20 protein-coding genes are annotated in these 24249 nt (G+C 71.1%); 16 read left to right on the forward strand and 4 right to left on the reverse strand.

Translation table 11 applies throughout. From position 1 onward, the window contains the following. Positions 1-49: 49 nt before the first annotated feature. From ACQPZX_RS04160 to ACQPZX_RS04195, 8 genes are all read left to right on the forward strand, one after another. On the forward strand, positions 50-871 hold the full coding sequence (locus tag ACQPZX_RS04160; RefSeq protein ID WP_433374522.1) for an ATP-binding cassette domain-containing protein: 822 nt from the start codon (positions 50-52) through the stop codon (positions 869-871). After that, on the forward strand, positions 868-2124 hold the full coding sequence (locus ACQPZX_RS04165) for a sugar ABC transporter permease (protein WP_433374525.1): 1257 nt from the start codon (positions 868-870) through the stop codon (positions 2122-2124). Before ACQPZX_RS04160 ends, ACQPZX_RS04165 begins: the two co-directional genes overlap by 4 nt. Positions 2125-2155: 31 nt before the next feature. Then, complete coding sequence (locus ACQPZX_RS04170; RefSeq protein WP_433374527.1) at positions 2156-3337, forward strand: ROK family protein; 1182 nt, start codon at positions 2156-2158, stop codon at positions 3335-3337. Positions 3338-3381: 44 nt separating this feature from the next. Further along, entirely contained in the window at positions 3382-4338 is a 957-nt protein-coding gene (locus tag ACQPZX_RS04175; protein ID WP_433374530.1) for a hypothetical protein, read from the forward strand. Continuing rightward, positions 4335-6050, forward strand: a complete 1716-nt coding sequence (locus ACQPZX_RS04180) for a M16 family metallopeptidase (RefSeq protein ID WP_433374532.1) — start codon at positions 4335-4337, stop codon at positions 6048-6050. The genes ACQPZX_RS04175 and ACQPZX_RS04180 overlap by 4 nt, the downstream gene beginning before the upstream one ends. A gap of 58 nt (positions 6051-6108) precedes the next feature. Beyond that, positions 6109-7053, forward strand: a complete 945-nt coding sequence (locus ACQPZX_RS04185; protein ID WP_433374535.1) for a hypothetical protein — start codon at positions 6109-6111, stop codon at positions 7051-7053. Next, positions 7050-8738, forward strand: a complete 1689-nt coding sequence (locus tag ACQPZX_RS04190; RefSeq protein ID WP_433374537.1) for a M16 family metallopeptidase — start codon at positions 7050-7052, stop codon at positions 8736-8738. Before ACQPZX_RS04185 ends, ACQPZX_RS04190 begins: the two co-directional genes overlap by 4 nt. Positions 8739-8838: 100 nt before the next feature. Beyond that, positions 8839-10446 carry a molybdopterin-dependent oxidoreductase gene (locus ACQPZX_RS04195; protein ID WP_433385014.1) on the forward strand — a complete coding sequence of 536 codons (1608 nt, stop codon included), beginning with the start codon at positions 8839-8841 and terminating at the stop codon, positions 10444-10446. A gap of 173 nt (positions 10447-10619) precedes the next feature. On the opposite strand, the gene ACQPZX_RS04200 is transcribed toward ACQPZX_RS04195, so the two are convergent. Next, entirely contained in the window at positions 10620-11009 is a 390-nt protein-coding gene (locus ACQPZX_RS04200) for a WhiB family transcriptional regulator (RefSeq protein WP_097322711.1), read from the reverse strand. A 210-nt stretch (positions 11010-11219) separates the two neighbouring features. On the opposite strand from ACQPZX_RS04200, the gene ACQPZX_RS04205 reads away from it, so the two are divergent. Continuing rightward, positions 11220-12071, forward strand: a complete 852-nt coding sequence (locus ACQPZX_RS04205) for a response regulator transcription factor (protein WP_433374540.1) — start codon at positions 11220-11222, stop codon at positions 12069-12071. Positions 12072-12207: 136 nt separating this feature from the next. On the opposite strand, the gene ACQPZX_RS04210 is transcribed toward ACQPZX_RS04205, so the two are convergent. Continuing rightward, complete coding sequence (locus tag ACQPZX_RS04210; protein WP_433374543.1) at positions 12208-12606, reverse strand: DUF5319 domain-containing protein; 399 nt, start codon at positions 12604-12606, stop codon at positions 12208-12210. A gap of 122 nt (positions 12607-12728) precedes the next feature. Here ACQPZX_RS04210 and guaB point away from each other — a divergent pair, with 122 nt between their 5' ends. The 3 genes from guaB to ACQPZX_RS04225 are packed head-to-tail and all read left to right on the forward strand — an operon-like array spanning position 12729 to position 16767. After that, a complete protein-coding gene (gene guaB / locus ACQPZX_RS04215; RefSeq protein ID WP_433374546.1) occupies positions 12729-14216 on the forward strand; it encodes an IMP dehydrogenase in 1488 nt (495 codons plus the stop codon). A gap of 13 nt (positions 14217-14229) precedes the next feature. Continuing rightward, positions 14230-15348: a GuaB3 family IMP dehydrogenase-related protein gene (locus ACQPZX_RS04220; protein ID WP_433374549.1), complete on the forward strand. Its 1119-nt coding sequence runs from the start codon at positions 14230-14232 to the stop codon at positions 15346-15348. A 21-nt stretch (positions 15349-15369) separates the two neighbouring features. Beyond that, complete coding sequence (locus ACQPZX_RS04225; RefSeq protein WP_433374552.1) at positions 15370-16767, forward strand: M1 family aminopeptidase; 1398 nt, start codon at positions 15370-15372, stop codon at positions 16765-16767. Here ACQPZX_RS04225 and ACQPZX_RS04230 read toward each other — a convergent pair. Then, the gene (locus ACQPZX_RS04230) at positions 16757-17860 is read right to left on the reverse strand and encodes an LCP family protein (protein WP_433374555.1); all 1104 of its coding nucleotides are present in this window, start codon (positions 17858-17860) and stop codon (positions 16757-16759) included. The two genes, ACQPZX_RS04225 and ACQPZX_RS04230, sit on opposite strands and share 11 nt — an antisense overlap. A gap of 97 nt (positions 17861-17957) precedes the next feature. Between ACQPZX_RS04230 and ACQPZX_RS04235 the strand changes: the two genes are divergently transcribed. The 3 genes from ACQPZX_RS04235 to guaA all read left to right on the forward strand — a co-directional run bounded on the left by ACQPZX_RS04235 (position 17958) and on the right by guaA (position 22689). Beyond that, positions 17958-19658: a S8 family serine peptidase gene (locus tag ACQPZX_RS04235; protein WP_433374557.1), complete on the forward strand. Its 1701-nt coding sequence runs from the start codon at positions 17958-17960 to the stop codon at positions 19656-19658. 108 nt (positions 19659-19766) lie between these two features. Then, positions 19767-21131, forward strand: a complete 1365-nt coding sequence (locus ACQPZX_RS04240; protein ID WP_433374560.1) for a S8 family serine peptidase — start codon at positions 19767-19769, stop codon at positions 21129-21131. Between the two features lie 10 nt (positions 21132-21141). Beyond that, positions 21142-22689 (forward strand): glutamine-hydrolyzing GMP synthase, encoded by a 1548-nt coding sequence (gene guaA, locus ACQPZX_RS04245; protein WP_433374563.1) that lies wholly within the window; start codon positions 21142-21144, stop codon positions 22687-22689. Between the two features lie 164 nt (positions 22690-22853). Here the strand turns inward: guaA and ACQPZX_RS04250 are convergent, their stop codons facing one another. Then, positions 22854-23090 (reverse strand): PspC domain-containing protein, encoded by a 237-nt coding sequence (locus ACQPZX_RS04250; RefSeq protein WP_433374566.1) that lies wholly within the window; start codon positions 23088-23090, stop codon positions 22854-22856. A gap of 205 nt (positions 23091-23295) precedes the next feature. On the opposite strand from ACQPZX_RS04250, the gene ACQPZX_RS04255 reads away from it, so the two are divergent. Beyond that, positions 23296-24246 (forward strand): NUDIX hydrolase, encoded by a 951-nt coding sequence (locus ACQPZX_RS04255; RefSeq protein WP_433374569.1) that lies wholly within the window; start codon positions 23296-23298, stop codon positions 24244-24246. Positions 24247-24249 lie beyond the last annotated feature (3 nt).

Raw genomic sequence — 24249 nt, forward strand, 5'->3', positions numbered from 1 at the left:
GGCGGAGCCACGACGACGAAACCCGGTCACCAATCGAAGGAGAACCACCGTGGCCGCGACACCCCTTCTGGAGCTCAGCGGGATCGACAAGAGCTTCGGTCCCGTTCAGGTCCTGCATGACGTCGGTCTGAGCGTCTACCCCGGCGAGGTCACGGCTCTCGTCGGCGACAACGGCGCCGGCAAGTCAACGCTGGTCAAGTGCGTCAGCGGTATCTACACGATCGACTCGGGCACGATCACCTTCGAGGGCAACCCGGTGGCGATCCACAGTCCGCGTGACGCGTCCGCGCTCGGCATCGAGGTCGTGTACCAGGACCTCGCGCTCTGCGACAACCTGGACATCGTCCAGAACATGTTCCTCGGCCGGGAGAAGAAGCGCGGCATCGTCCTCGACGAGCCGACCATGGAGCAGATGGCCGGCGACACGCTCGCGAGCCTCTCGGTCCGCACGGTGAAGTCCCTCCGTCAGCTCGTGGCCAGCCTCTCCGGCGGCCAGCGGCAGACCGTGGCGATCGCCAAGGCGGTGCTCTGGAACAGCCGCGTCGTGATCCTCGACGAGCCGACCGCCGCGCTCGGTGTCGCGCAGACCGCGCAGGTGCTGGAGCTGGTCCGCCGCCTCGCGGACAACGGCCTCGGGGTCGTGCTGATCTCGCACAACATGAACGACGTCTTCGCTGTCTCCGACCGGATCGCAGCGCTCTACCTCGGCCGGCTGGCCGCCCAGGTCAAGGCCACCGAGGTGACGCACTCCCAGGTCGTGGAGCTGATCACCGCCGGGCGCAGCGGCAACATCGGCCTGCCCCCGGAGAAGCCGTCCGACTTCAACGGCGATGTCGTCGACATCACGCCCACGCCCGGAGGCGACCAGTGAGCACCGCAACGACCACCACCGCCGGCGGCGTCAAGGTCGCCCAGCCCTCCCTCGGCAGCTACTTCCACGATTACTGGGGCCGGGTCCGCGGGGGCGACCTCGGCAGCCTGCCCGCCGTCATCGGCCTGATCATCCTGAGCCTGATCTTCGGCGTCACGCGTGACACGTTCTTCAGCGCGCTGAACTTCGCGAACCTGTTCTCGCAGGGCGCCCAGTACATCTTCATCGCGATGGGCCTCGTCTTCGTCCTGCTGCTGGGCGAGATCGACCTCTCCGCCGGCTTCGCCTCCGGCGTCTGTGGCGCGATCATGGCGATCCTGCTGACCAACCACGGCTGGCCCTGGTACGGCGCCATCCCCGCGGCCATGGTCACCGGCATCGTGATCGGCTTCGTGCTCGGCTTCCTGGTCGCGAAGTTCGGCATCCCATCGTTCGTGGTCACCCTCGCCGCGTTCCTGGCCTTCCAGGGCATCCTGCTGAAGCTGCTCGGCGGCGGCAAGAACATCTCGATCAACGACACCTTCGTGCTCAAGCTCGCCAACGGCAACCTGTCGGTCGCCGTCAGCTGGATCCTCACGATCGTCGCGATCGTCGGCTATGCGGCGGCCCAGCTCAACCAGGTCCGCAGCCGCGCCGCCCGAAACCTGGTCAACGACCCGATCGGGGTTGTGATCCTGCGTATCGCCGGCCTCGCGATCGTGCTGCTGGTCGCGACCGCCCTGCTCACCCAGGAGCGCTCGATCAACCCGGTGCTCAACTCGGTGAAGGGCGTGCCGATCGTCGCCCCGATCATCGCGGTCTTCCTGGTCGTCTGGACCTTCGTCCTCGGCCGCACCACCTACGGCCGGCATGTCTACGCGGTCGGCGGCAATACCGAGGCGGCCCGCCGGGCCGGTATCCCGGTCGACCGGATCCGCATCTCGGTCTTCGTGATCTGTTCCTTCATGGCCTCGATCGGCGGCATCCTCGCCGTCAGCCGGGCCAACTCGGTCGACCCGAACACCGGCGGCAGCAACATCCTGTTGTACTCGGTGGGCGCGGCGGTCATCGGCGGCACGAGCCTCTTCGGCGGCAAGGGCAAGGCGATCAACGCGGTCATCGGTGGCGCGGTGATCACCGTGATCGACAACGGCATGGGCCTGCTGGGTTACACGTCGGGCACGAAATACATCGTGACCGGTCTGATCCTGCTGGTCGCCGCGAGCGTCGACGCTCTCGCCCGGCGCAGAGCGGCGTCAACCGGAAACCGATGAGCGACATCCTGGGTGCGGGGACGGCACGCTGATGCGGGCCGGCCCCAGCCAGGAGGAAGTTCGCCGGCACAACCTCGGGACCCTGCTGCGCTACGTGCACGTGCACGGCGCGACCTCCCGGGCGGAGCTCACCAGCCGGCTCGGCCTCAACCGCAGCACGATCGGGGCCCTGACCGCCGAGCTGACCACCGCAGGGCTGGTCAGCGAGGCGGCGCCGCGGGAGACCGTCGGCCGGGCCGGGCGACCCTCGCTGGTCGTTCGGCCCGAGTCGTCCAAGGTCTACGCGTACGCCCTGAGCATCGAGGTCGACCGCCTGCGCGCGGCCCGGGTCGGCCTCGGCGGCCAGATCCTGGACCGCCGGGAGACCGACCGGCCGCGCGGCATGCAGGTGCTCGACGCGGTGCAGCCGCTGGCGAGCTTCGTCCACGAGATGCGTGTCGCGGTCCCCGACGACGCCCGCTACGTCGGCACCGGCGTGGCGGTCGCCGGCATGGTCCGGCGCCAGGACGGCATGGTCCGGCTCGCGCCCACGATCGGCTGGGTGGAGGAGCCGGTCGGCGCCGCGCTGCGCTCCGAGATCGGCGACGCCGGCAAGCTCACGGTCGGCAACCACGCCGACGTGTCGGCCCTGGTCGAGCACAGCCGGGGCGCCGCGGCCGGCTGCGACAACGTTGTCTATCTGTACGGCGACGTCGGCGTCGGCGCCGGCATCATCGCCGACGGCCGCCGGGTGGCCGGCCACGGCGGGTACGGCGGCGAGGTCGGCCACATGGTCGTCAACCCGTACGGCCGGGAGTGCAGCTGCGGCTCGCGCGGCTGCTGGGAGACCGAGATCGGCGAGTACGCGCTGCTCAAGCACGCCGGCCGCGGCGAGCAGACCGGCCGGGAGGCGGTGCTCGGCGTGGTCGACGCCGCCATGCGCGGCGACAGCCAGGCCCAGTTCGCCGTGCGCCAGGTCGGCGAGTGGATCGGCTTCGGCGTCGGCAACCTCATGAACATCTTCAACCCGGAGGCCGTCATCTTCGGCGGCACGCTCCGGGACGTCTACCTGGTGGCGGCCGCGCAGATCCGCAGCCGCCTGAACGCGATCGCCCTGCCGGCCTGCCGCGAGCACATCCGCCTGCGCACCCCGGAGCTCGGCTACGACGCGGCCCTGATCGGCGCCGCCGAACTCGCTTTCGAGCACCTGCTGGAAGATCCGCTTCTCGTCTGATCGATGCGTATCGCGCGTGGGCGGGATCACCTACACTCCCGCTCGTGTCCGGCCCCGCAGTCCTCAGCTTCGATCCCGGCGCCGCCTACCCCGAGGTCGCGGCCCTCCGATCGGCGCTCGCAGCGCGAGACTGGCCGGCCTGCCGGCGGATTCTCGATGCCGCCGAGCCGGCCGCCCGTTCCGAGCTGGTGCTGATCTGCGGCGAGGAGCGCGATCTCGAGGAGTTCCTCCGCGAGGCGTGGCAGGGCGACCCGTCCGACAGCGGGGCGGCCGCCATGCTGGGCAGCTTCCTCACCCGGGAGGCCTGGCGCATCCGCACCACGGGCCCCGCCACGTCGGTCAGCCGCAAGCAGTGGGCCGGCTTCCACGACCGGCTGCGGCAGGCCGAGCGGGTGCTGGTCAAGGCGGCGGCCCGCAACCCGTACGACCCGGCCGTCTGGGTCTGCCGCATCGTCACGTCGCGCGGGCTGGAGCTCAGCATCCCCGAGACCCGGCGGAGGTACGACCGGCTCTCGGCCCATCACCCGCATCACCTGCCCGGCCAGTTGGGCCTCGTGCAGCAGCTATGTCCGAAGTGGGGTGGTGACTGGGCGCAGCTGCACACGTTCACCCGGGAGGCGATGCACGCCGCGCCGCCCGGCGCCCACAGCGCGGTGGTGGTCGCCGAGGGGCACATCGAACAGTGGGTGGACAACCAGGCCCCGGTGGCCTACGGCGCGCACGGCCCGGGGCATCTGAGCCGCGTGTCGGGCGAGATCTACGAGGCCGCGCAGCGCTCGGTGTGGCATCCCGACTTCCGCCGCACCGTCGGCTGGGTGCGGGTGATGAGCACCTTCGCCATGGTGTTCAGCCTGCTCGGCGACCATCGAGCGGCCGGGTCCTTGTTCGCCGTGCTCGGCCCCTTCGCCGACGAGCGGCCGTGGAGCTATCTCGGTAGCCCCGGCCGAGCTCTCCGCAGTCGCCGCGCGGGCGCCATGCGGGCCTGGGAGGCGTCCCGATGACCGAGCAGCTCGAGATCGACGGCATCCCCGCGCTGATCGCGCCGACCCGGGGGCCGATGCACGCCGGCCTGGTCTTCCGGGTCGGGCTCGCGGACGAGACGCTGGCCCGGCGCGGCGTCACCCACCTGGTCGAGCACCTCGCCCTGCACGCGTCCGGCGCCTCCGACCTCCACTACAACGGCGCCACCGGCGTGGAGTACACCTACTTCCACCTGCAGGGGACCGGTCCGGAGATCGCCGAGTTCCTGAACGGGGTGTGCGCGGCGCTGTCCTCGCTGCCGATGCACCGGCTCGCGGTCGAGAAGGAGATCCTGCGCACCGAGGCGGCGGGCCGGCGGCCCGGGGTGGCCGACCCTCTCCCGCTCTGGCGGCACGGGGCCCGCGACTTCGGCCTGTCCAGCTATCCCGAGTGGGGACTGCCGGCGCTGACCGAGAACGACCTGTACGCCTGGACCGCGCGCTACTTCACGCGAGAGAACGCGGCACTGTGGATCGCCGGTGACGAGGTGCCCGCCGGGCTGCGGCTGGTCCTGCCGCCGGGCGAGCGCCGCCGGCCGCCGGCCGCCTCGTCGGCGCTGCCCCGGACGCCGGCCTTCGCCCGCGGCTCGTCCACCGCGGTGGTCTGGGACGCCGTCGTGCGCCGGGAGCCGCGGGCCGCGGTCTTCGCGAGCGTTCTGGAGCGCCGCATGTTCCGGGAGCTGCGCCAGGAGGGCGGCCTCTCGTACTCGGTGCAGGCGAGCTATGAAGGGCGCGCCGACGGAACGGCGCTGATCACCGCGGCCGCCGACGCGCTGCCGGAGAACCGGCACGCCGTGCTCGGCGGGATGGTCGACGTGCTCGCCGCGATGGAGGCCGGCCGCATCACCCCGCCGGAGGTCCAGTCGGTGGTCGACCAGGCCTGCGACGATCTGGCCCATGCCGAGGAGCGCGGCGGGCGGCTGCCGGGCCAGGCGATGGGCCTGCTCGTCGGCCGGCCGGTGCAGAGCCTCGAGGAGGCGCGCTCGGAGCTGCGAGCGGTCACCTCCGAGCAGGTGGCCGAGGTCGCCGCGGCGGCTTGCGGCGCCGGTCTGCTGATCACGCCGGCCGGCGCCGGCGCCGACTGGGCGGGTTACGACGAGGCGCCGGTCGTCTCCGACTCGGTGGTGACCGGCCGGTCCTACCTCGCCCGCGATGCCGCCTCGACCCGGCTTGTGATCGGCGCCGAGGGAGTCAGCCTGACCGGACCGGACGGCCCGGCCACCATCCGGTTCGCCGAGTGCGAGGCCATGCTGGTCTGGCCGGACGGCGGCCGGCGCCTGATCGGCGCGGACGGGATCACCGTCAGTGCGGAGCCGACCCACTACTGGGGCGCCGGCAACGCCATCCGCGACCTCGACCAGAGGGTCCCCGAGCAGGTGCGGGTGCTGCTGCCGGGTCGCGACCGGATCCCGCCACCCTTCGGGGCGGTCCCGCCGATCTGGTCGGCCCGCTGGTGGGCGCTGACCGCGAAGTCCTACCGCCGCGTCCGGAACGCCACGACCGACGAGGCGTGCGGGCTGCTGGGGATCGTCCTCTTCCCGATCCTGGCCGTCGTGTTGCTGGTCGGCGAGGCCGTCGGCAGGTTCGCCCCCGGTCCGGCGCTCACCGTCGGATTCCTGGCCCTCATGGTCCTGCTGACCGCCGGCGGTTACTGGGTCGCGCGGCCCTACTTCCGCCGGACACGCGGCTTCTGAGCCGGACGACCGGAAGTGGGACTCCGAAAATGATCACGGTCATTTATGCTCCCCGGTCATGTCCGACCGTGTGCTGCTCGACGCAGCGGACGCCTATCCCGAGCTGACGAGGGTCCGTAGCGCCGTCGCGGCCCGCGATTGGAGCGCCGCGCGGGCGGTGCTCGACGCGGCGCCGCCGTCCGGCCGGAGCCTGCTGCTCAAACAGGCCGCCGACGGCGACAACCTCGAGGACTTCCTCCGGTACGTGGTGGCCACCGACCCGGACGACACTGCGGCCGTGGCGATGCTCGGCATGCACCTGACCAAGGTCGGCTGGGACATCCGGTCCGGCGCCCGCGCGCAGTACGTGTCGAGCGAGCAGTTCGCGGACTTCCACGAGTGGCTGCGCCGGGCCGAGGTGGTGCTGCTCGACGGCGTGGCCCGCAACCCGGCCGACCCGGCGCTCTGGGTCGCGCGGCTGACCTCGGCCCGCGGCCTCGAGCTGGGCCTGGCCGAGACCCGCCGCCGCTACCAGAAGCTGGCCGCGATCGACCCGCATCACCTGCCCGGGCAGATCCCGTACCTCCAGCGGCTGTGCCCGAAGTGGAGCGGCAGCTGGGAGATGTTGCACCCCTGGTGCCGCGAGGCGATGTCGGCCGCGCCGCCCGGCGCCGTCCAGGGCATGCTGGTCGCGCAGGCGCACATCGAGCACTGGCTCGACCTCGACGACGGCGCGGACGCCCGCTATCTCGAGTCGCCGCCGGTCCGGGCCGACGTCTACGAGGCGGCGCAGCGGTCGATCTTCCATCCCGAGTTCCGCCGTGACTACGGCTGGGTCGAGGCGGCCAGCACGTTCGCGATGCTGTTCGTCCTGTTCGACGACGCGAAGGCCGCGGCCGCGGCGTTCCGCCTGCTCGGCGACCTCGGCACCGAGCACCCGTGGCACTACTTCGGCGCCGGCGAGGTCAGCGACCGGATCCGCCGCAACCGCAAGTGGGCGCTGGCGAACGGGGGGTCGCGATGATCAAGCAGACCGAGGTCGGTGGCGTGCCGGTCCTGCTCGCGCCGACGACCGGGCCCGCCCACGCCGGGCTCGCCTTCCGGGTCGGCTTCGCCGACGAGCCGCTGTCCCGCCGGGGCATCACCCACCTGATCGAGCATCTGGCGCTGCACGCGATGGGCGTCACCGACTACCACTACAACGGCGCCACCGGCGTGGAGTTCACCTACTTCCACATGCAGGGCGACGAGGCCAAGATCGTCTCCTTCCTCAACGGCGTCTGCGCCGCGCTGCGCGACCTGCCGATGCAGCGGCTGGCCGTCGAGAAGGACGTGCTCCAGGCCGAGGCGGGCGGCCGCGGCGCGAACGTGGCCGAGCCGATGGCGCTCTGGCGGCACGGCGCGCGCGACTACGGGACGCACGCGTACCCCGAGTGGGGGCTGCCCGCGCTCACCCCGGACGACCTGCGCGCCTGGGTGTCCCGCTACTTCACCAGGGAGAACGCCGTGCTCTGGGTGGCCGGGGAGGCGGTGCCGGCCGGGCTGGCCCTGGACCTGCCCTCCGGGGTACGCCATCCGGCGCCCACGCCCTCGTCGGCACTGCCGGCCACGCCCGCCTCCTTCCCGGGCTCGCCGGGCATCGTCGTCTGGGACGCGGTGGTGCCCCGCTCGGCCGAGGCCGCGGTCTTCGCCGATGTGCTGGAGCGGATCATGTTCCGCGAGCTGCGCCAGGAGACCGGCCTGTCGTACACGGCGCAGACCGACTACCAGCCGCTGGGGCGGGACACGGCGCGGATCATGGCGGTCGCCGACGGGCTGCCGGAGAACCAGGGCGCGGTGCTCGGCGCGCTCGCCGACGTGCTCGCCACGCTGCGGGTGGGCCGGGTCGACCCGGCCGACGTGACGGCGGTGGTCGACAAGCGGGTGGAGCAGCTCCGGCAGGCCGACAGCGTCGCCGGCCGGCTGCCCGGGCAGGCGCTCAACCTGCTGGTCGGCCGGCAGGTGGAGGACGTGGAGCAGGTCATCGAGCAGGCCCGGGCGGTGACCGCGGCCGGCGTGGCCGAGGTGGCCGCCGCGGCCTGGAGCTCCGGGCTGCTCATGTCGCCGGTGCGGGCCGGCCACCTCGGCTTCGCCGACGCGCCGAGCCAGTCCGAGGCGGCGGTGCACGGCTACGCCCACCCGTCGCTGGAGGGCGGCGGCGAGACCCTGATCGTGGCCCAGGACGGCGTCAGCGTCGTGGATGGCGGCAACACGGCGACCGTCCGCTACGCCGACTGCTCGATCGCGCGGGCCTGGCCGGACGGCGGCCGGCAGCTGGTCGGCGGGGACGGGATCGTGGTGCGGGTGGAGCCGACGCTCTTCGCCGACGGGCACCGGGCGGTCGCCGCCATCGACGCCGCGACCGGGCCGGTGCGGGTATTCCAGCCGCCGCGCGACCCCGACGAAATCCCGAAGCCGCAGCCTCGTGACTCCCGGCCGCGGGGCGCCTCGGGGGCGACTCGCGCGATCAACATCGTCTTCCTGGTCGTGCTGTGGCCGGCGGCGATCTTCTTCGGCGTCGTCGGCGGGCTGATGCTGATCTCGATGTTCACCGAGACCGATGACCGGGCCGACCTGATCATCCCGATGGTGCTCTGCGTCGCGGTGGCGATCAGCGCCGGCTTCGGCATCCGGGCCTCGACGAGAAGGGTGCGCGGCCGGCCGTTGTGACGCGGTCGTTCTTACCGACCGCTTACGGAGGTCGTCGCCCCGGCCGTTCGCGGAGCACGATGTGAGGGTGAATCTTTCGGTGCGCGCCGGCCTGTCCGGCGTGGCGGCGGCCGGGGCGGCCGTGGGCGTCGCCGAGGTGGTGGCGGTCTGGACCGGGCCGCTGTCGGCGCCGCTGCTGGCGGTCGGCGGGGTCGTGGTCGATCACGTGCCGGGGCCGGTCAAGGACTTCGGCGTGCAGGTCTTCGGCGTGCACGACAAGACCGCGTTGCTCACCGGCACGTCGATACTGCTGGCGATCTACGCGTACGGGCTGGGCGTGGTGGCCCTGCGCTCGTGGCGGCTGGCGCTGGGCGGGATCGGGCTGTTCGCGGCGATCGGGGTGGCCTCGGCGGTGACCCGGCACGACGCGGGCGTGCTGGCGGCCGTGCCGACGCTGGTCGGCGCCGGGGTAGCGGTATGGGTGCTGCACTATCTGCTGGAACTGGCGGGCGCGGAGCTCGCCTCGGCGCCGCGGGTCGCGACGCCCGTGGCCGTCACCGCCGGCCCGGTGGTCGCCGCCGGCCCGGCGGCGGGAGACGGCCCGGGCCACGACGGCGCCGTCGCCTCGAACCGGGGTGCTTCTCCCGACCCGTACGAAATGATCAATGCGGAAAGCCGGCGGCGCTTCCTCAAAGCTCTGGGGATCACGGCCGGCGTCGCTCTTGTCGCCGGGATCGGCGGACGCCTGCTCACCTCGCGCAAGGCCGTGACCTCGGCGCGCAAGGCGGTCGTCCTCCCGGCGCCGCGGCAGACCCCGCCGCCGCTGCCGGCCGGCGTGCAGGCGCCGGGCGCGACCCCCTACATCTCGCCCAACAAGGACTTCTACCGGATCGACACCGCGCTATATCCGCCGCAGGTGGATCCGGCGACGTGGCAGCTGCGGATCCACGGGATGGTGCGCAACCCGATCACGATCACCTGGGAACAGCTGCTGCAGCGGCCGATGATCGAGCGGTACGTGACGCTGACCTGCGTGTCCAACGAGGTCGGCGGTGATCTCATCGGCAACGCGCTGTGGCTCGGCACGCCGATCAAGGAACTGCTCGACGAGGCCGACCCGCTGCCCGGCGCCGACCAGGTCGTGCAGCGGTCGGTGGACGGCTGGACCTGCGGCACCCCGACCGCGACGCTGCGTGACGGCCGGGACGCGCTGCTCGCGATCGGGATGAACGGCGAGCCGTTGCCGGTCAACCACGGTTTTCCGGTGCGGATGGTGGTGCCCGGCCTGTACGGCTACGTCAGCGCCTGCAAGTGGATCACCGAGATCGAGTTGTCGCGGTTCGCGGACTTCGACGCCTACTGGGTGCCGCGCGGGTGGGCGCAGCAGGCGCCGATCAAGACCGAGTCGCGGATCGACACGCCGCGTGACGGCGCGCAGCGCTCACCGGGGACCGTGGTGATCGCGGGCGTGGCGTGGGCGCAGCACATCGGGATCAAGATGGTCGAGGTGCAGATCGACGGCGGCGCGTGGGCGGAGGCGACGCTCGCCGCCACCGTCTCGAGCGACACCTGGCGGCAGTGGAGTTACTCCTGGCAGGCGACCGGGGGAAAGCACACGATCCGGGTACGCGCAACCGACAACTCGGGGTACACCCAGACCTCGACGCCCGCCGACCCGGCCCCGGACGGCGCCGCCGGATGGCATTCCGTGCAGGTCAACGTGGGCTAGTGCCATTGGCGCGCCGTTGCTTGAAAGCCGCACTACTAGTGCGGCTCCGGCGCGCAAGTCGCTCATACGGTGGCTTGCATGTCCACCGATGCGGTTGAAGAACCGTCATACAACGGAACCCGGCCCCCATCGGGGGACCGGGTTGTGGGGGTGATGCCCCGCGCCGGGCGGTCTCAGGCCGCCGGGGCCTGCCGCTGCGCCGGCACGGCCGACTTGTGGGGCCGGCCGAGGCGGGCCTCGAGACGAGCAAGGTCGACCCGTCCGTGATGACGGTCGGCGAGGTCTTCCCAGCCGACGGCGAGCAGCCGCAGCCGCTCCGCTTCGCTGAAGCCTCCCCAGACCCCATACGGCTCGCGTACCGCAAGGGCGTGAGCGGCGCATTCCGCCCGCACCGGGCAGGCGCCGCACATGGCCTTGGCCTTGGCTTCGCGGCGGTTGCGGGACGACCCGCGCTCGCCGTCGGGGTGAAAGAACTGTGCGCTGTCCCGGCCACGGCAGAGGCCGAGTCGCTGCCAGTCCCAGAGGTCGGCGATCGGCCCGGGCAGTCTGCGAACGTTCGACATCAAACACCCTCCTCGGTCATGAGGGGCCTTGCTCAGGCCTGGCCGGGTGTTACCCCGGTGATCCCCGGCTCACACACCGATCTTCGATGTGTTCGCGAGCCGCATGACATCGGTAGAGCAACTCATACCGATCTTTCCCATTTTTTCCATCTAAAGCGCGTAATGCTGCGGCCCTCGCGTGATCTCCTCTGAGAGAGAAGGAGGATCACTGTGCGTACCGTCCTCGTGTGCGTCCGTACCCCGCTGGCGGCCCAGACCGTCGCGTCCACCGCGGCCCGGCTCGGCATGACCGGCGTCGTCCGGACCGCGGTCAGCGAGACCGAGGCCATGATCCGACTGGCTGAACGGCCGGCCGAAGTGGTCCTCGCCGACACCGCCGTGACCCGTCCCGACAGCGTCGGCTTCACCCGGCGCGTCCTCGCCCGCGCCCCGCAGGCGCAGGTGGTGCTCTTCGGCGCCGAAGATCCGCGGGTCGCCGCAGCGGCCGTCGCGGCCGGCGCCCGTGGCGTCATCCGCGGCGTCGAGCACGACCTGGTCAGCGTCGTCGCCAAGGCGTTGCTGCTGCTCCTGCTGCCGGTGCGGCCGCAGGGCATGCCGATCAACGGCACCAACGCGCAGCCGGCGGGGGTCGCCGGCGGCGCGCGGAACAACAACTCGCCGGCGGCGCGGGCCGCCGCCTATCAGAACGGCATGCCGATGGGGTCGCCGAACGCGGCGGCCGTGCCGGCCATGCTCCCGAACTCGCCGATGGTGCCCGCCCAGCGTGGCGACGCGCCGATCGACCCGGCCACCGGGCGGCCGATGGTGGCCTGGCCGGGCAACGAGACCCAGGTCGGCGTCGCCGACCCGGCCCCGACCGGCCGGCGGCTCACGCTCACCGAGCGCGAGCTGCAGGTGCTGCGGGGGATGGCCGACGGCAAGAGCAACGCCGAGATCGGGCGCGAGCTCTTCGTCTCGGAGGACACCGTCAAGACCCACGCCCGGCGCTTGTTCCGCAAGCTGGGCGCTCGCGACCGCGCGCACGCCGTCGCGGCCGGCTTCCGGGCCGGATTAGTCGCTTAACTCGATACTGCGATCGTCCCGCCGATGAGCGGGCAGTCGATTTGCCGTCGCCGCGGGGTTTTGCGGTGTCGGGAAATCGCCTGCCCGCTCATCGGCCCCGAAGGGGCGATTGCCCGCGGAGCGAAGCGGAGCCGGCCTACTCAGCGTCGTCGGTTCCTTCTGTGAGGGTGTCGTGTACGCCGTCGGCGTAACCGCGGGCGTACTCCCATGTCACGTAGTGATCGGGGTCCGGGTCGTACGCCGGCTCGTGCACGCGCGGCCGCCCGCTCGACAGCAGATGCCGCAGGTTGCCCCGGAGCAGGTCCCAGTCGAAGTAGTGTGGCTCGTGGCAGTCCTCGCACTCGATGACCAGCCCGCGGATGCCCGTGGGACTCAGCAGCGCCTGGTAGATCTCCAGGTCGGAGAGGTCCTCGAGGACATCCTGCCGCTCGGCGTCGGTCAGCGGCTCGGTCTCGGCGTCGTCGCCGAGGTCCTCGAGCTCGGCCGCCGGGTCGGTGGGGTCGCCGTTGAACGGGTCGATGGGCTCATCCTGCACCCCCATACCGTACTCACCTCGGACGGATGTGTGCTGGCCCGCACGTCCTGTCCGTCGCACGGGGGCGCACCGGGTGGATGGGTACGATGAACCATCCGTCTTCCGGCAGTTAGGGATGCTCCGTGGAAAGCGACTCGGCCCGTACGGTTCCACTCGGTCTGACCTTCGATGACGTGCTGCTCCAACCCGTCGAATCGGACATCGTGCCGAGCCGGGTCAACACCGACACGCGCCTCACCCGGAACATCGGACTGACCATCCCGGTGCTCTCCGCCGCGATGGACACCGTGACCGAGGCCCGCATGGCGATCGCCATGGCCCGCGAGGGCGGCATCGGCGTGCTGCACCGCAATCTCTCGGCCGAGGACCAGGCGGCCCAGGTCGATCTCGTGAAGCGCTCCGAGTCCGGCATGATCACCAACCCGATCACCTGCAGCCCCGACGACACCCTGCGCGAGGTCGACGCGCTCTGCGCCCGCTACCGCATCTCCGGCGTCCCGGTGGTGGACGGCGACGGCACCCTGGTCGGCATCGTGACCAACCGCGACATGCGCTTCGTCACCGACCACGGTGTCAAGGTGCGCGAGGTGATGACGAAGTCGCCGCTGTTCACCGCGCCGGTCGGGGTCAGCAAGGACGACGCGATCGCGCTGCTGCAGCGGCACAAGGTCGAAAAGCTCCCCTTGGTCGACGAGACCGGCCGGCTCCGCGGCCTGATCACGGTGAAGGACTTCACGAAATCCGAGCAGTACCCGCTGGCCACCAAGGACGAGCAGGGCCGGCTGCGGGTCGCGGCCGCGATCGGCGTCGGCGACGAGTCGTACAAGCGGGCCCGTGGCCTGATCGAGGCCGGCGTCGACGCGATCATTGTGGACACCTCGCACGGTCACCAGCGTCAGGTGCTCGACATGATCGCCCGCCTCAAGCGGGACACCGTCACCGACATCATCGGCGGCAACGTGGCGACCTTCGCCGGCGCCAAGGCGATGGTCGAGGCCGGCGCCGACGCGGTGAAGGTCGGCGTGGGCCCGGGCGCCATCTGCACCACGCGCATCGTGGCCGGCGTCGGCGTACCGCAGATCACCGCGGTGATGGAGGCGGCCCGCGCCTGTCGCGCGGCCGGCGTGCCGGTGATCGCCGACGGCGGCATCCAGTACTCCGGCGACATCGCGAAGGCGATCGTGGCCGGCGCCGAGAGCGTGATGCTCGGTGGCCTGCTGGCCGGCTCGGAGGAGAGCCCCGGCGACCTGATCTTCGTGAACGGCAAGCAGTACAAGTCGTACCGGGGGATGGGCTCGCTCGGCGCGATGCAGACCCGTGGCCAGGCCAAGTCGTACTCGAAGGACCGCTACTTCCAGCACGACGTGGCCGAGGAGAAGCTCGTGCCCGAGGGCGTCGAGGGCCAGGTTCCGTACCGCGGGCCGCTGTCGCGGGTGCTCGCCCAGCTCGTCGGCGGCCTGCGGCTGGCGATGGGTTACTCGGGCGCCGAGACCGTCACCGACTTGCAGGAGCGTGGGCAGCTCATCAGGATTACCGCTGCCGGTCTGAAGGAGAGCCACCCGCACGACATCCAGATGACGGTCGAAGCTCCGAACTATCACTCCCGCTAAAAAGGACATAGGCATGCGTGACGTCGTGGAGATCGGTCTCGGCAAGACCGCTCAGCGCGGTTACCACCTGGACGACATCGCCATCGTCCCGAGCCGGCGCACCCGCGACGTGGACGACGTGTCCACCGAGTGGCGCGTCGACGCGTACCCCTTCAAGATCCCCTGCGTCGCGCATCCGTCCGACGCCACGATGAGCCCGGAATCGGCTGTCGCCCTGGGCCGCCTCGGCGGCCTGGGCGTGCTCAACGCCGAGGGCCTGTGGACGCGGTACGAAGACCCCACCAAGATCCTGGAGGAGCTGGCGTCGCTCGGCGAGGACGCCGACGCCACCAAGCGCCTCCAGGAGGTGTACGCCGAGCCGATCAAGCCGGAGCTGATCGCCGAGCGGGTCCGGGCGATCCGGGAGGGCGGCGTCACGGTCGCGGTCCGGGTGTCGCCGCAGCACACGCTCGCGCTCGCCCCGGTCGTGCTGGACGCCGGCGTCGACCTGCTGGTCATCCAGGGCACGCTGGTCAGCGCCGAGCACGTCTCGACGACCGACGAGCCGCTCAACCTCAAGGAGTTCATCGCCGACCTCGACCTGCCGGTCATCGTCGGCGGTTGCACCGACTACAAGACGGCGCTGCACCTGATGCGCACCGGCGCGGCCGGCGTGATCGTGGGCGTGGGCGCCGACGAGTGGTCGACCACCGACACGGTCCTCGGCATCCGGGTGCCGATGGCCACCGCGATCGCCGACGCCGCGGCCGCCCGCCGCGACTACCTGGACGAGACCGGCGGCCGTTACGTTCACCTGATCGCTGACGGCGGGATCAGCACATCGGGTGACATCGCGAAGGCGATCGGCTGCGGCGCCGACGCGGTGATGCTCGGCGAGCCGCTGTCGCTGGCCGAGGGCGCGCCGGCGGGGGGCGCCTGGTGGCACTCCTCGGCGAGCCACCCGTCGCTGCCGCGCGGCGGCTTCTGCATCGCCGGCGAGCCGGACGGCACGCTGGAAGAGCTGCTGTACGGCCCGGCCGACCGCCCCGACGGCCAGCTGAATCTCTTCGGTGGTCTCAAACGGGCGATGGCCAAGTGCGGGTACCGCGACGTCAAGGAGTTCCAGAAGGTGGCGTTGGTCCTCGACCGGTAATCACTGGATACTCTCGGTCGCATGAGGCGTGCCGGATGTCTGGTTGCTGTGCTTTTGCTGGGCGGGTGCTCGGCGGGCCATCCTTCGCCCGCCGCCCCGCCCAGCGTGCGTTTCTCTCCCGGCGCGCCGGGGGCGGGCGACCCGTACTTCCCGACCTACGGCAACGGCGGCTACGACGTTTCCGGATATAACCTCAATGTCCGATACAACCCGACCGACGGCAAGCTCACCGGCACGGCAACGATCACCGCGACCGCAACGCAGGATCTGTCCCAATTTGACCTGGACCTGGTGCATCTGACCGCCTCCAAGGTCACCGTCAACGACGCCGAAGCCACATCGGCCGCCGCCGGCAACGAACTCGTGATCACCCCTGCGGTGGGCGTCCGGCGCGGCAAAGCGTTCACCGTTGTGATCGACTACGGCGGCACCCCGGGACAGCTGGCAAACAAGACTCTCGGCGACGGCGGCTGGCTGTCCAGCGCCGGCAAGGGCGCGCTCGCCCTGGGGCAGCCCGAGTCGGCGAGCACCTGGTTCCCGGTCAACGACCACCCCTCCGACAAGGCCACCTTCACCCTGGCGATCACCGTCCCCGACGGCCTGACCGCGCTCAGCGTCGGCGTGCCGGGCCCGCGGACCAGCGCCGACGGCTGGACCACTTGGCGCTGGACCGAGAGCTCGCCGCTGGCCAGCTATCTCTCCACTGTGGTCATCGGCAAGTACCGGGTCACCACGACCACGCACAACGGCAAGCCGATGGTCATCGCGGTGCCCGAGTCGCTGCCGGCGAACGGGCCGGCCGCGAAGTCGATGGCCCGCACCGGCGAGATCGCCGACTTCCTGGCCACCAAGTTCGGCCCGTACCCGTTCGATTCGTACGGCGGGATCGTCGTCGACGACAGCCGGATCCGGTACGCGCTGGAGACCCAGTCCCGGCCCACCTACGGCGAGGGATTCTTCGCCGGCGAGGCCAACCCCACCGTCGTCGCGCACGAGCTGGCCCATCAGTGGTTCGGCGACAGCGTCGCGCTCGAGCGCTGGCAGGACATCTGGCTCAACGAGGGCTTCGCCACCTACGCCGAGTGGCTGTGGCAGGAGCACGAGGGCACCGAGTCCATCAAGGGCAACTTCGAGCGGACGTACGCCGGCTTCGACTGGTCCCAGACGCCCGGCGACCCCGGCGTCGCGCACCTGTTCGGCAGCGCCGTCTACGACCGCGGCGGCATGACCGTCTACGCGCTGCGGCTGAAGATCGGCGACGAGGCCTTCGGCAAGCTGCTCACCACCTGGACCAGCGAGCATCGCGACGGCAACGTCGAGACCGCCGACCTGATCGCGATGGCCGAGAAGATCTCCGGCAAGGACCTCGGCGCGTTCTTCCAGTCCTGGCTGTACGGCAAGAAGGCACCTACTTATTGATCAGCTTGGGGTGCTTCGCCAGATAGGGAGCGATCTGCCCCTTGGCGGCGGCCTGAAGGAAGCCCTTCCCCTCCGCGGTCAACTGCTCGCCGAGGTAGGAGCCGCCGCTGCCGACGCCGTTGCCCGGCAGCCCGACGAGGGTCAGCGCGCTCGGCTCCAGGGAGCGCAACGCGTACGCGTACTCCAGCGGCCTCCGCCCACCGACGTAGACCAGCGCGTCACCGAGGGCGCCGATGACTTTGTCCAATTTGTCGGGGCTCTCTGCGAGGCCCTGGGCGAGCGCCTTGTCGAGGATCGCCCGCACGAGCTGCCGCTGGTGGCGGGTGCGGTCGTAGTCGCCGTCGGGCAGGCCGTACCGCTGGCGCGCGTAGTCGATCGCCTGCCAGCCCACGAAGTGCCGCTTGCCCGGCTGGTAGACGGCCTGCGGCCCGAGGTAGTCCCCGCCGCCCGGCTTGAGCGGCCGCAGCGACCCGTCCGGCTTGCGATGGTGCGACTTCACCTTCTGGTCGACGACCATGTCGATGCCGCCGAGCTCGTTGACCAGCTTGTCGAGCCCGCCGAAGTTGAGGATCGCCCCCGCCTGGAACTGCTTGATCCCGGTGTACGCGGTGAGCGTCTTGGTGAGCAACTCGTAGCCCTGCTTCACGCTGTGCTTCTTGGTCCCCGGCACCCGCGAGCCCCGGCCCATCGCCTCGGTCAGCTTGTACGTCCCGCCGCCGAACCCGGCCTTGGGGAACGCCGGCATCTTCACGCGCAGGTCGCGGGGCAGCGAGTAGAGATAGGCCTTTTTCAGCCCGGGCTCGACGTGCAGCAGCATGATCGTGTCGGAGTGCGGCTCCCAGTCGGCGACGCTCACCCGGGTGTCGACGCCCAGCAGCACGAGGTCGAGCGGCCCGGTGATGTCGGCGCCCGGGCTCTGGACAACCGTCGGCTCCGGGGAGGCGCTGGCGGACGGGGGAGGCGACGACGATGGTGCCGCTTGTGGCTCGGTGTGCGCCGGCTTGTTTGACACCGCCAGCGCGATCCCACCACCGCCCAGGAGCACGACCACGACCGCACCGACGATCCACCAAAGTAACTTCCGGTTCCGCACAGCGGAACAGTAGAGGACACTATCCAACTGCTCAATGGCATCAAGATCGGTCTACCGCTACGCTGTCGCGGCCATCAACGGGGAGGATCGAGCTTCGATGCAGCTCAGACCAATTCTCATCGCAACCACTCTGGTCGCCGGCGTAGCGGCCATCCCGACCCCGGCGCTCGCCGACGACAACGCCACCACCCAGCTCGTCGTCGGGTACAAGAACGCCGACGCCCTGCACCACATCGACTCGTTCGGCGCCAAGCGGTACGCCGGTGTCCTGGACGCGCTGTCCGCCACCCGGGTGCGGGTGCCGTCCAAGCGCAGCGCCTCGCTCATCGCGCAGCTCCGCAACGACCCCAGCGTCTCGTACGTCGAGGTCGACCAGCGTCGCAAGGCGTCCGACGTGACGCCGAACGACCCCGAGTACGCCGCGGGCCGCCAGCCCGAGATCAACGAGGTCAACTTTCCGGCGGCCTGGGAGGTCACCACCGGCTCGGCCGTCAAGGTCGCGGTGGTGGACACCGGCGTCACCCAGGTCGGCGACCTGAGCGGCGCGGTGCTGCCCGGCTACGACTTCGTCAACGGCGACGCCGACCCGAGCGACGACGCCGGCCACGGCACCATGGTGGCCTCGCTGATCGCCGCCCGCGGCAACGACGGCGCGGGCATGGCCGGCGCCTGCTGGCAGTGCCAGGTGCTGCCGGTCAAGGTCCTCGACTCCAATGGCGACGGCTGGGACACCGACGTCGCCAACGGCATCGTCTGGGCCGCCCGGCAGGGCGCGAAGGTCATCAACCTCTCGCTCGGCGGTCCCGGCAACAGCAAGGTGCTCTCCGACGCGGTCGCCTACGCCAACGACGCCGGGGCGCTCGTCGTCGCGGCGGCCGGCAACGAGAACTCGAATGTCCGCTCCTACCCGGCCGCGTACGTCGACGTGGTGGCGGTCGGGGCCACCAGCAGCGGAAACACCCGCGCCTGGTTCTCCAACTACAACTACGGCACCAACACGTGGGTCGACGTTGCCGCGCCTGGCATCGTGACCGCGATGGGCCCGGACGGCAAGTACTACGCGCAGGAGCCCGGCACGTCGTTCTCGGCGCCGATCGTCTCCGGCATCGCCGGCCTGGTCAAGACGGCCCACCCGTCGTACACGAACTGGTCGCTGATGAACGCCGTGCAGCGCAGCGCGACGCCGATCGGGTCGTGGGTCTACTACGGCAAGGTCGACGCGGCCCGGGCGCTCACCATCGGCACCGACACCACCCCGCCCTCCTCGCCGGGCATGACGCCGGCGCAGGGCACGAGGGTGCACGGCACGGTCACCGTCACAGCCGGGAAGCTCACCGACAACTGGTCCGGAATCCGCAGCGTCATCCTCTATGTGGACGGTGTGAACAAGGGCTGGACGAAGACGGCGCCCTACGGCGTGCGGTGGAACTCGGCCGGTCGCAACGGCCCGGTCCTGCTGAGCATGCGGATCTACGACAAGGCCGGCAACATCCGCGTGCTCGGCCGCTGGGTCATCGCCGACAACACCGCCCCGGCGGTGCGGATCACGAAGGCGCCGGCGAACAAGTCGAAGATCAGTGGCACCGTCAAGGTCTACTACACCGGTTCCGACAAGTACGGCATCTCCCGTTACCAGCTGCTGGTCAACGGCAAGGCCGTGCAGACGCACCAGACCACCAAGTACCCGTTCACCTTCGTGGCCTCGAAATACCCCAAGACCAACATCAGGGTCCAGGTCCGGGCGTACGACTTGGCCGGCAACGTGCGGACGACGAGCACCCTCGTCTACCACCGCTGAGGGGCAACCTCGTTGCAACCGCGAAGAACCGTAAAGATCTGACCGCGAACCGAACGTGAGGGAGCCGGCCATCGTGGCCGGCTCCTTTCACGTCACGGGGGCGGGTCGATGCGCGTACTTCTGGGTCTTCTTCTCGCCATCGGCGGGACCCCCGCCGCGCACGCCGACGCGATCCGCCCCGACGACCCCGGGTACGCAAGCCAGTGGGGCATCGTCCGCACGCACGTCAACGACGCCTGGTCGGCCGGCCGCGGCAACGCCCGGGTCACCATCGCGATCGTCGACACCGGCGTCACCCGCCTGCCGGACCTGGCCCCGCGCATGCTGACCGGCCACGACTTCGTCAACAACGACGACAACCCGGCCGACGACAACGGCCACGGCACGATGGCCGCCGGGGTGGCCGCCGCCTCCGGCTACAACAAGACCGGCGTCGCCGGCGTCTGCTGGTACTGCCGGATCCTCCCGGTCAAGGTCCTCGACGCCAAGGGCAACGGTGGCTACGACAAGATCGCCGAGGGCATCCGCTACGCCGCCGACCAGGGCGCCACGGTCATCAGCCTCTCCCTCGGCGGCGCCGACGACAGCGAGCTGCTGCGCGACGCGGTCACCTATGCCGACGCGAAGGGCTCGCTCGTCGTGGCCGCGGCCGGCAACCAGGGCTCCTCGCAGCCGCACTATCCGGCGGCGATCCCGTCGGTGCTCGCCGTCGGCGGCGTCGACGAGCAGGACCACCGCTACTCCTGGTCCAACTACGGCACCGGCTGGGTCGACGTCACCGCTCCCGGCTGCAACGCCGCCCAGCAGCCGGACGGCAAGATCGGCCAGTACTGCGGCACCTCGTCCGCGACCCCGTTCGTCGCCGGCGTCGCGGGCCTGCTCGCCTCGACCGACCCCCAGCCGTCGGCCGCGGTGATCCGCAAGGCGCTGACCGGCGGCCGGGTCGACGCCCTGCGCTCGCTGGCGGCGCTGCCGTACACCGGCGACAAGACGAAGCCCGCCGTCGCTTTCGGCGCCACCCCGGCGCGAGCCAGGGGAGTGGTCGCGGTCACCGCGGCGGCCTCGGATCAACATGGGGTTCAGCGGGTTCAGCTGTACGCCGGGGGCAAGCTCATCGGCACCGACACGTCGGCCCCTTACGCGTTCCGCTGGAACTCCGCGCCGACCACCGGCAACGTCCCGCTGGACCTGCGCGCCTACGACCGCGCCGGCAACATGACGCTGGTCCGCCGCTATGTCCGTACCGACAACACGCTGCCGGCGCTGAAGATCTATCCGCGGGCCGCCTCGGTGACCGCGCGTGCCACCGACGCCTCGGGCATCGCCCGCCTCGAGCTGGTCGTCAACGGCAAGGTCACCTCGCGCTACGCCGGTTACCTGCGCTGGTTCGGCATCCCGAAGAAGGCCAAGACCGTTGTGGTGCGCGCCTACGACAAGGCGGGCAACGTCAGGGCGGTCACCGTCCGTCGGTAAGCTTTCCGGGGTGAGTACCCCGCGTCCCGTGCTCGTCGTCGACTTCGGCGCCCAGTACGCCCAGTTGATCGCCCGCCGCGTCCGCGAGGCGCGCGTCTATTCCGAGATCGTGCCGCACTCGATGCCGGTCGCCGAGATGCTCGCCAAGAACCCCGCCGCCATCATCCTGTCCGGCGGCCCGTCCAGCGTGTACGAGGCCGGCGCCCCCACGCTCGACGCCACCCTGTTCGACAACGAGGTGCCGGTCTTCGGCATCTGCTACGGCTTCCAGGCGATGGCCCAGGCGCTGGGCGGCACGGTGGCGCACACCGGCGCCCGGGAGTACGGCCGTACCCACCTGACCGCCCAGGGCGGCACTCTGCTGCGCGACCTCCCGGCCGACCTCCCGGTCTGGATGAGTCACGGCGACAGCGTCGCGGTGGCCCCCGAGGGCTTCGCGGTCATCGCCTCCTCGCCCGGCGCGCCCGTCGCGGCCTTCGAGGACCTCACCGCCAAGCGCGCCGGCGTGCAGTTCCACCCCGAGGTGGCGCACACCGAGCAGGGCCAAAAAATGCTCGAGCGCTTCCTGTACGACATCGCCGGCATCGAGCCCACCTGGACGCCCGGCAACATCATCGACGACCAGGTGGCCGCCATCCGCGCCCAGGTGGGCGACAAGCAGGTCATCTGCGGCCTCTCCGGCGGCGTCGACTCGGCGGTCGCCGCGGCCCTCGTGCACAAGGCCATCGGCGACCAGCTGACCTGCGTCTTCGTCGACCACGGCCTGTTGCGCGCGGGCGAGGCCGAGCAGGTGGAGAAGGACTATGTCGCCGCCACCGGCATCCGGCTCAAGGTGGTGGACGCGGCCGACGTGTTCCTGGGCCACCTCGACGGCGTGACCGACCCCGAGCAGAAACGCAAGATCATCGGCCGGGAGTTCATCCGGACGTTCGAGGCCGCGGCCCGCGAGCTGGACGCCGAGCGTCATATCGAGTTCCTGGTCCAGGGCACGCTCTACCCCGACGTGGTCGAGTCCGGCGGCGGCACCGGCACCGCCAACATCAAGTCGCACCACAACGTCGGCGGCCTGCCCGACGACCTGCAGTTCGCGCTGATCGAGCCGCTGCGCACCCTCTTCAAGGACGAGGTGCGCGCGCTCGGCCGCGAGTTGGGCCTGCCCGACGAGATGGTCAACCGGCACCCGTTCCCCGGTCCCGGCCTGGCGATCCGCATCATCGGCGCGGTCGACCGCGACCGGCTCGACATCCTGCGCGCGGCCGACCTGATCGCCCGCGAGGAGCTCGCGGCATCGGGCCTCGACCGCGAGGTGTGGCAGTTCCCGGTGGTGCTGCTGGCCGACGTGCGCAGCGTCGGCGTCCAGGGCGACGGCCGCACCTACGGCCACCCGGTGGTGCTGCGCCCGGTCTCCAGCGAGGACGCGATGACCGCGGACTGGTCCCGCTTGCCGTACGACTTGATTGCCCGCATCTCGACCCGCATCACCAACGAGGTGCGCGAGATCAACCGGGTGGTCCTCGACGTCACGAGCAAGCCGCCGGGCACGATCGAGTGGGAGTAGGCAACCTCCGTACGTGGCCGGTGTGTCTCCCGGAGTGAAGGGAGGCCCGGCCATGTCGAGCGACACCGAGGCGCGCCTGAGCGCCGCACTGGAGGAGATCTTCGGGTTCTGGCCCTACGCGATCGACATCGACCACGTCGAGCAGCGCGGGCGGTGGCTGCGGGTCAGGTGGTGGGCCAGGTGGGCGCGGCCGGCGTCGGCGCGGGGGCCTCGGGGATGAGGAACCAGCAGACCGGGTAGGCGATCAGGGCCACGCCCCAGGTCACCACGGCGAAGATGGCGAACGCGACCCGGATCAGCACCGGGTCGACGCCGAAGTAGCGTCCGATGCCGCTGCAGACGCCGGCCACGATGCGGTCGTCCTGGGGGCGGAGGAGTTGGCGGTAGGGTGCGTCAGTCATGCCACCATGCTGGCCGGTTCCGGGCCCTCACGACCTCGGTGACAGCCCCGAGAACGACCCTGAAATCCCCGGTACGGCGCGTAGTGGACCAACAGCCAAAAGTAGGCGACAACCCCGTAACCTGCGGTTACGCACCGCCATCCCCCTGTCAGGAATCTGACAGACGTTTTCTGTAGGTAACATATTCCGGGCAGAATTGCCGCCCGTGACCCCCGCACTGGAACCACTCCGGCGAATCGCCGCGTACGCCGTCGCCACCGACGACGACGGCCGCGTGCTGCTCGTCCGAGCATCGAGCCGCTCCGGCACCCCCGGCGTCTGGTCGCTCCCCGGCGGCGCAGTCGACCATGGTGAAGATCCCAACCACACCGTCGTCCGCGAGACCGCGGCCGAGACCGGCCTGTCCGTCGCCGTCACCGGGCTGCGTGACGTGCTGGCCGACATGCGCTCGCTGCCGCACCGTGGCGTCACCATCCACACCGACCGCCTCATCTACTCGGTCTCGATCCGCGGTGGCACGCTGCTCGACCGGGTCGGCCACCCCACCGACCTGGCCCGCTGGCACACCCGTGACGAGCTGGCCAAGCTCAAGCTCCGCCAGTTCACCGCCGACGCGCTCGGCCTGGGCGCCGCGAGCGCCGACCTGCGGCCCGAGCCGGCGCCGGAGTTCCCGTCGTTCTACGCCTACCCCGGCCCCGACGGCCTGCACCGGGCGCAGCGCTTCGCGGCGTACGCGATCGCCACCGACGCCAAGGAGACCAGCCTGCTGCTCACCCGCATCGCCCCCGGCTACCCGGGGGAGGGCCGCTGGCACCTGCCCGGCGGCGGCACCGACTACGGCGAGCAGCCCGGCACCGCGCTGATCCGCGAGCTGGTCGAGGAGACCGGCCAGCAGGGCCGGCTGATCGAGCTGCTGGGCGTGGCGAGCCACCGGGACGCGGCGTCGCTGGGCCCCGAGGGCTACCCGATCGACTGGCACGGTGTCCGCGCCTTCTACCGGGTGATTGTCGACGCGCCGACCGAGGTGACCATCCACGACGTCGGCGGCTCGACCTCCGAGGCGCGCTGGATGCCGCTCGAGGAGGTCACCGCGCTCGGCGACGACCTGCTGACCGAGGTCACCGCCGAGGCGCTGCGCAAAGCCCGACTAATGTGATCG

The organism is Actinoplanes sp. CA-142083 (genome assembly GCF_050942195.1).
In the GTDB taxonomy this organism is placed as follows: Bacteria; Actinomycetota; Actinomycetes; order Mycobacteriales; family Micromonosporaceae; genus Actinoplanes.

What these genes read in the sequence shown, in the direction of transcription:
- ACQPZX_RS04170 (WP_433374527.1), top strand. Translation starts at nt 2,156, where the DNA reads ATGCGGGCCGGCCCCAGCCAGGAGGAAGTTCGCCGGCACAACCTCGGG.
- ACQPZX_RS04180 (WP_433374532.1), top strand. Translation starts at nt 4,335, where the DNA reads ATGACCGAGCAGCTCGAGATCGACGGCATCCCCGCGCTGATCGCGCCG.
- ACQPZX_RS04185 (WP_433374535.1), top strand. Translation starts at nt 6,109, where the DNA reads ATGTCCGACCGTGTGCTGCTCGACGCAGCGGACGCCTATCCCGAGCTG.
- ACQPZX_RS04190 (WP_433374537.1), top strand. Translation starts at nt 7,050, where the DNA reads ATGATCAAGCAGACCGAGGTCGGTGGCGTGCCGGTCCTGCTCGCGCCG.
- ACQPZX_RS04200 (WP_097322711.1), bottom strand. Translation starts at nt 11,009, where the DNA reads ATGTCGAACGTTCGCAGACTGCCCGGGCCGATCGCCGACCTCTGGGAC.
- ACQPZX_RS04220 (WP_433374549.1), top strand. Translation starts at nt 14,230, where the DNA reads ATGCGTGACGTCGTGGAGATCGGTCTCGGCAAGACCGCTCAGCGCGGT.
- ACQPZX_RS04225 (WP_433374552.1), top strand. Translation starts at nt 15,370, where the DNA reads ATGAGGCGTGCCGGATGTCTGGTTGCTGTGCTTTTGCTGGGCGGGTGC.
- ACQPZX_RS04235 (WP_433374557.1), top strand. Translation starts at nt 17,958, where the DNA reads ATGCAGCTCAGACCAATTCTCATCGCAACCACTCTGGTCGCCGGCGTA.
- ACQPZX_RS04240 (WP_433374560.1), top strand. Translation starts at nt 19,767, where the DNA reads ATGCGCGTACTTCTGGGTCTTCTTCTCGCCATCGGCGGGACCCCCGCC.
- ACQPZX_RS04250 (WP_433374566.1), bottom strand. Translation starts at nt 23,090, where the DNA reads ATGACTGACGCACCCTACCGCCAACTCCTCCGCCCCCAGGACGACCGC.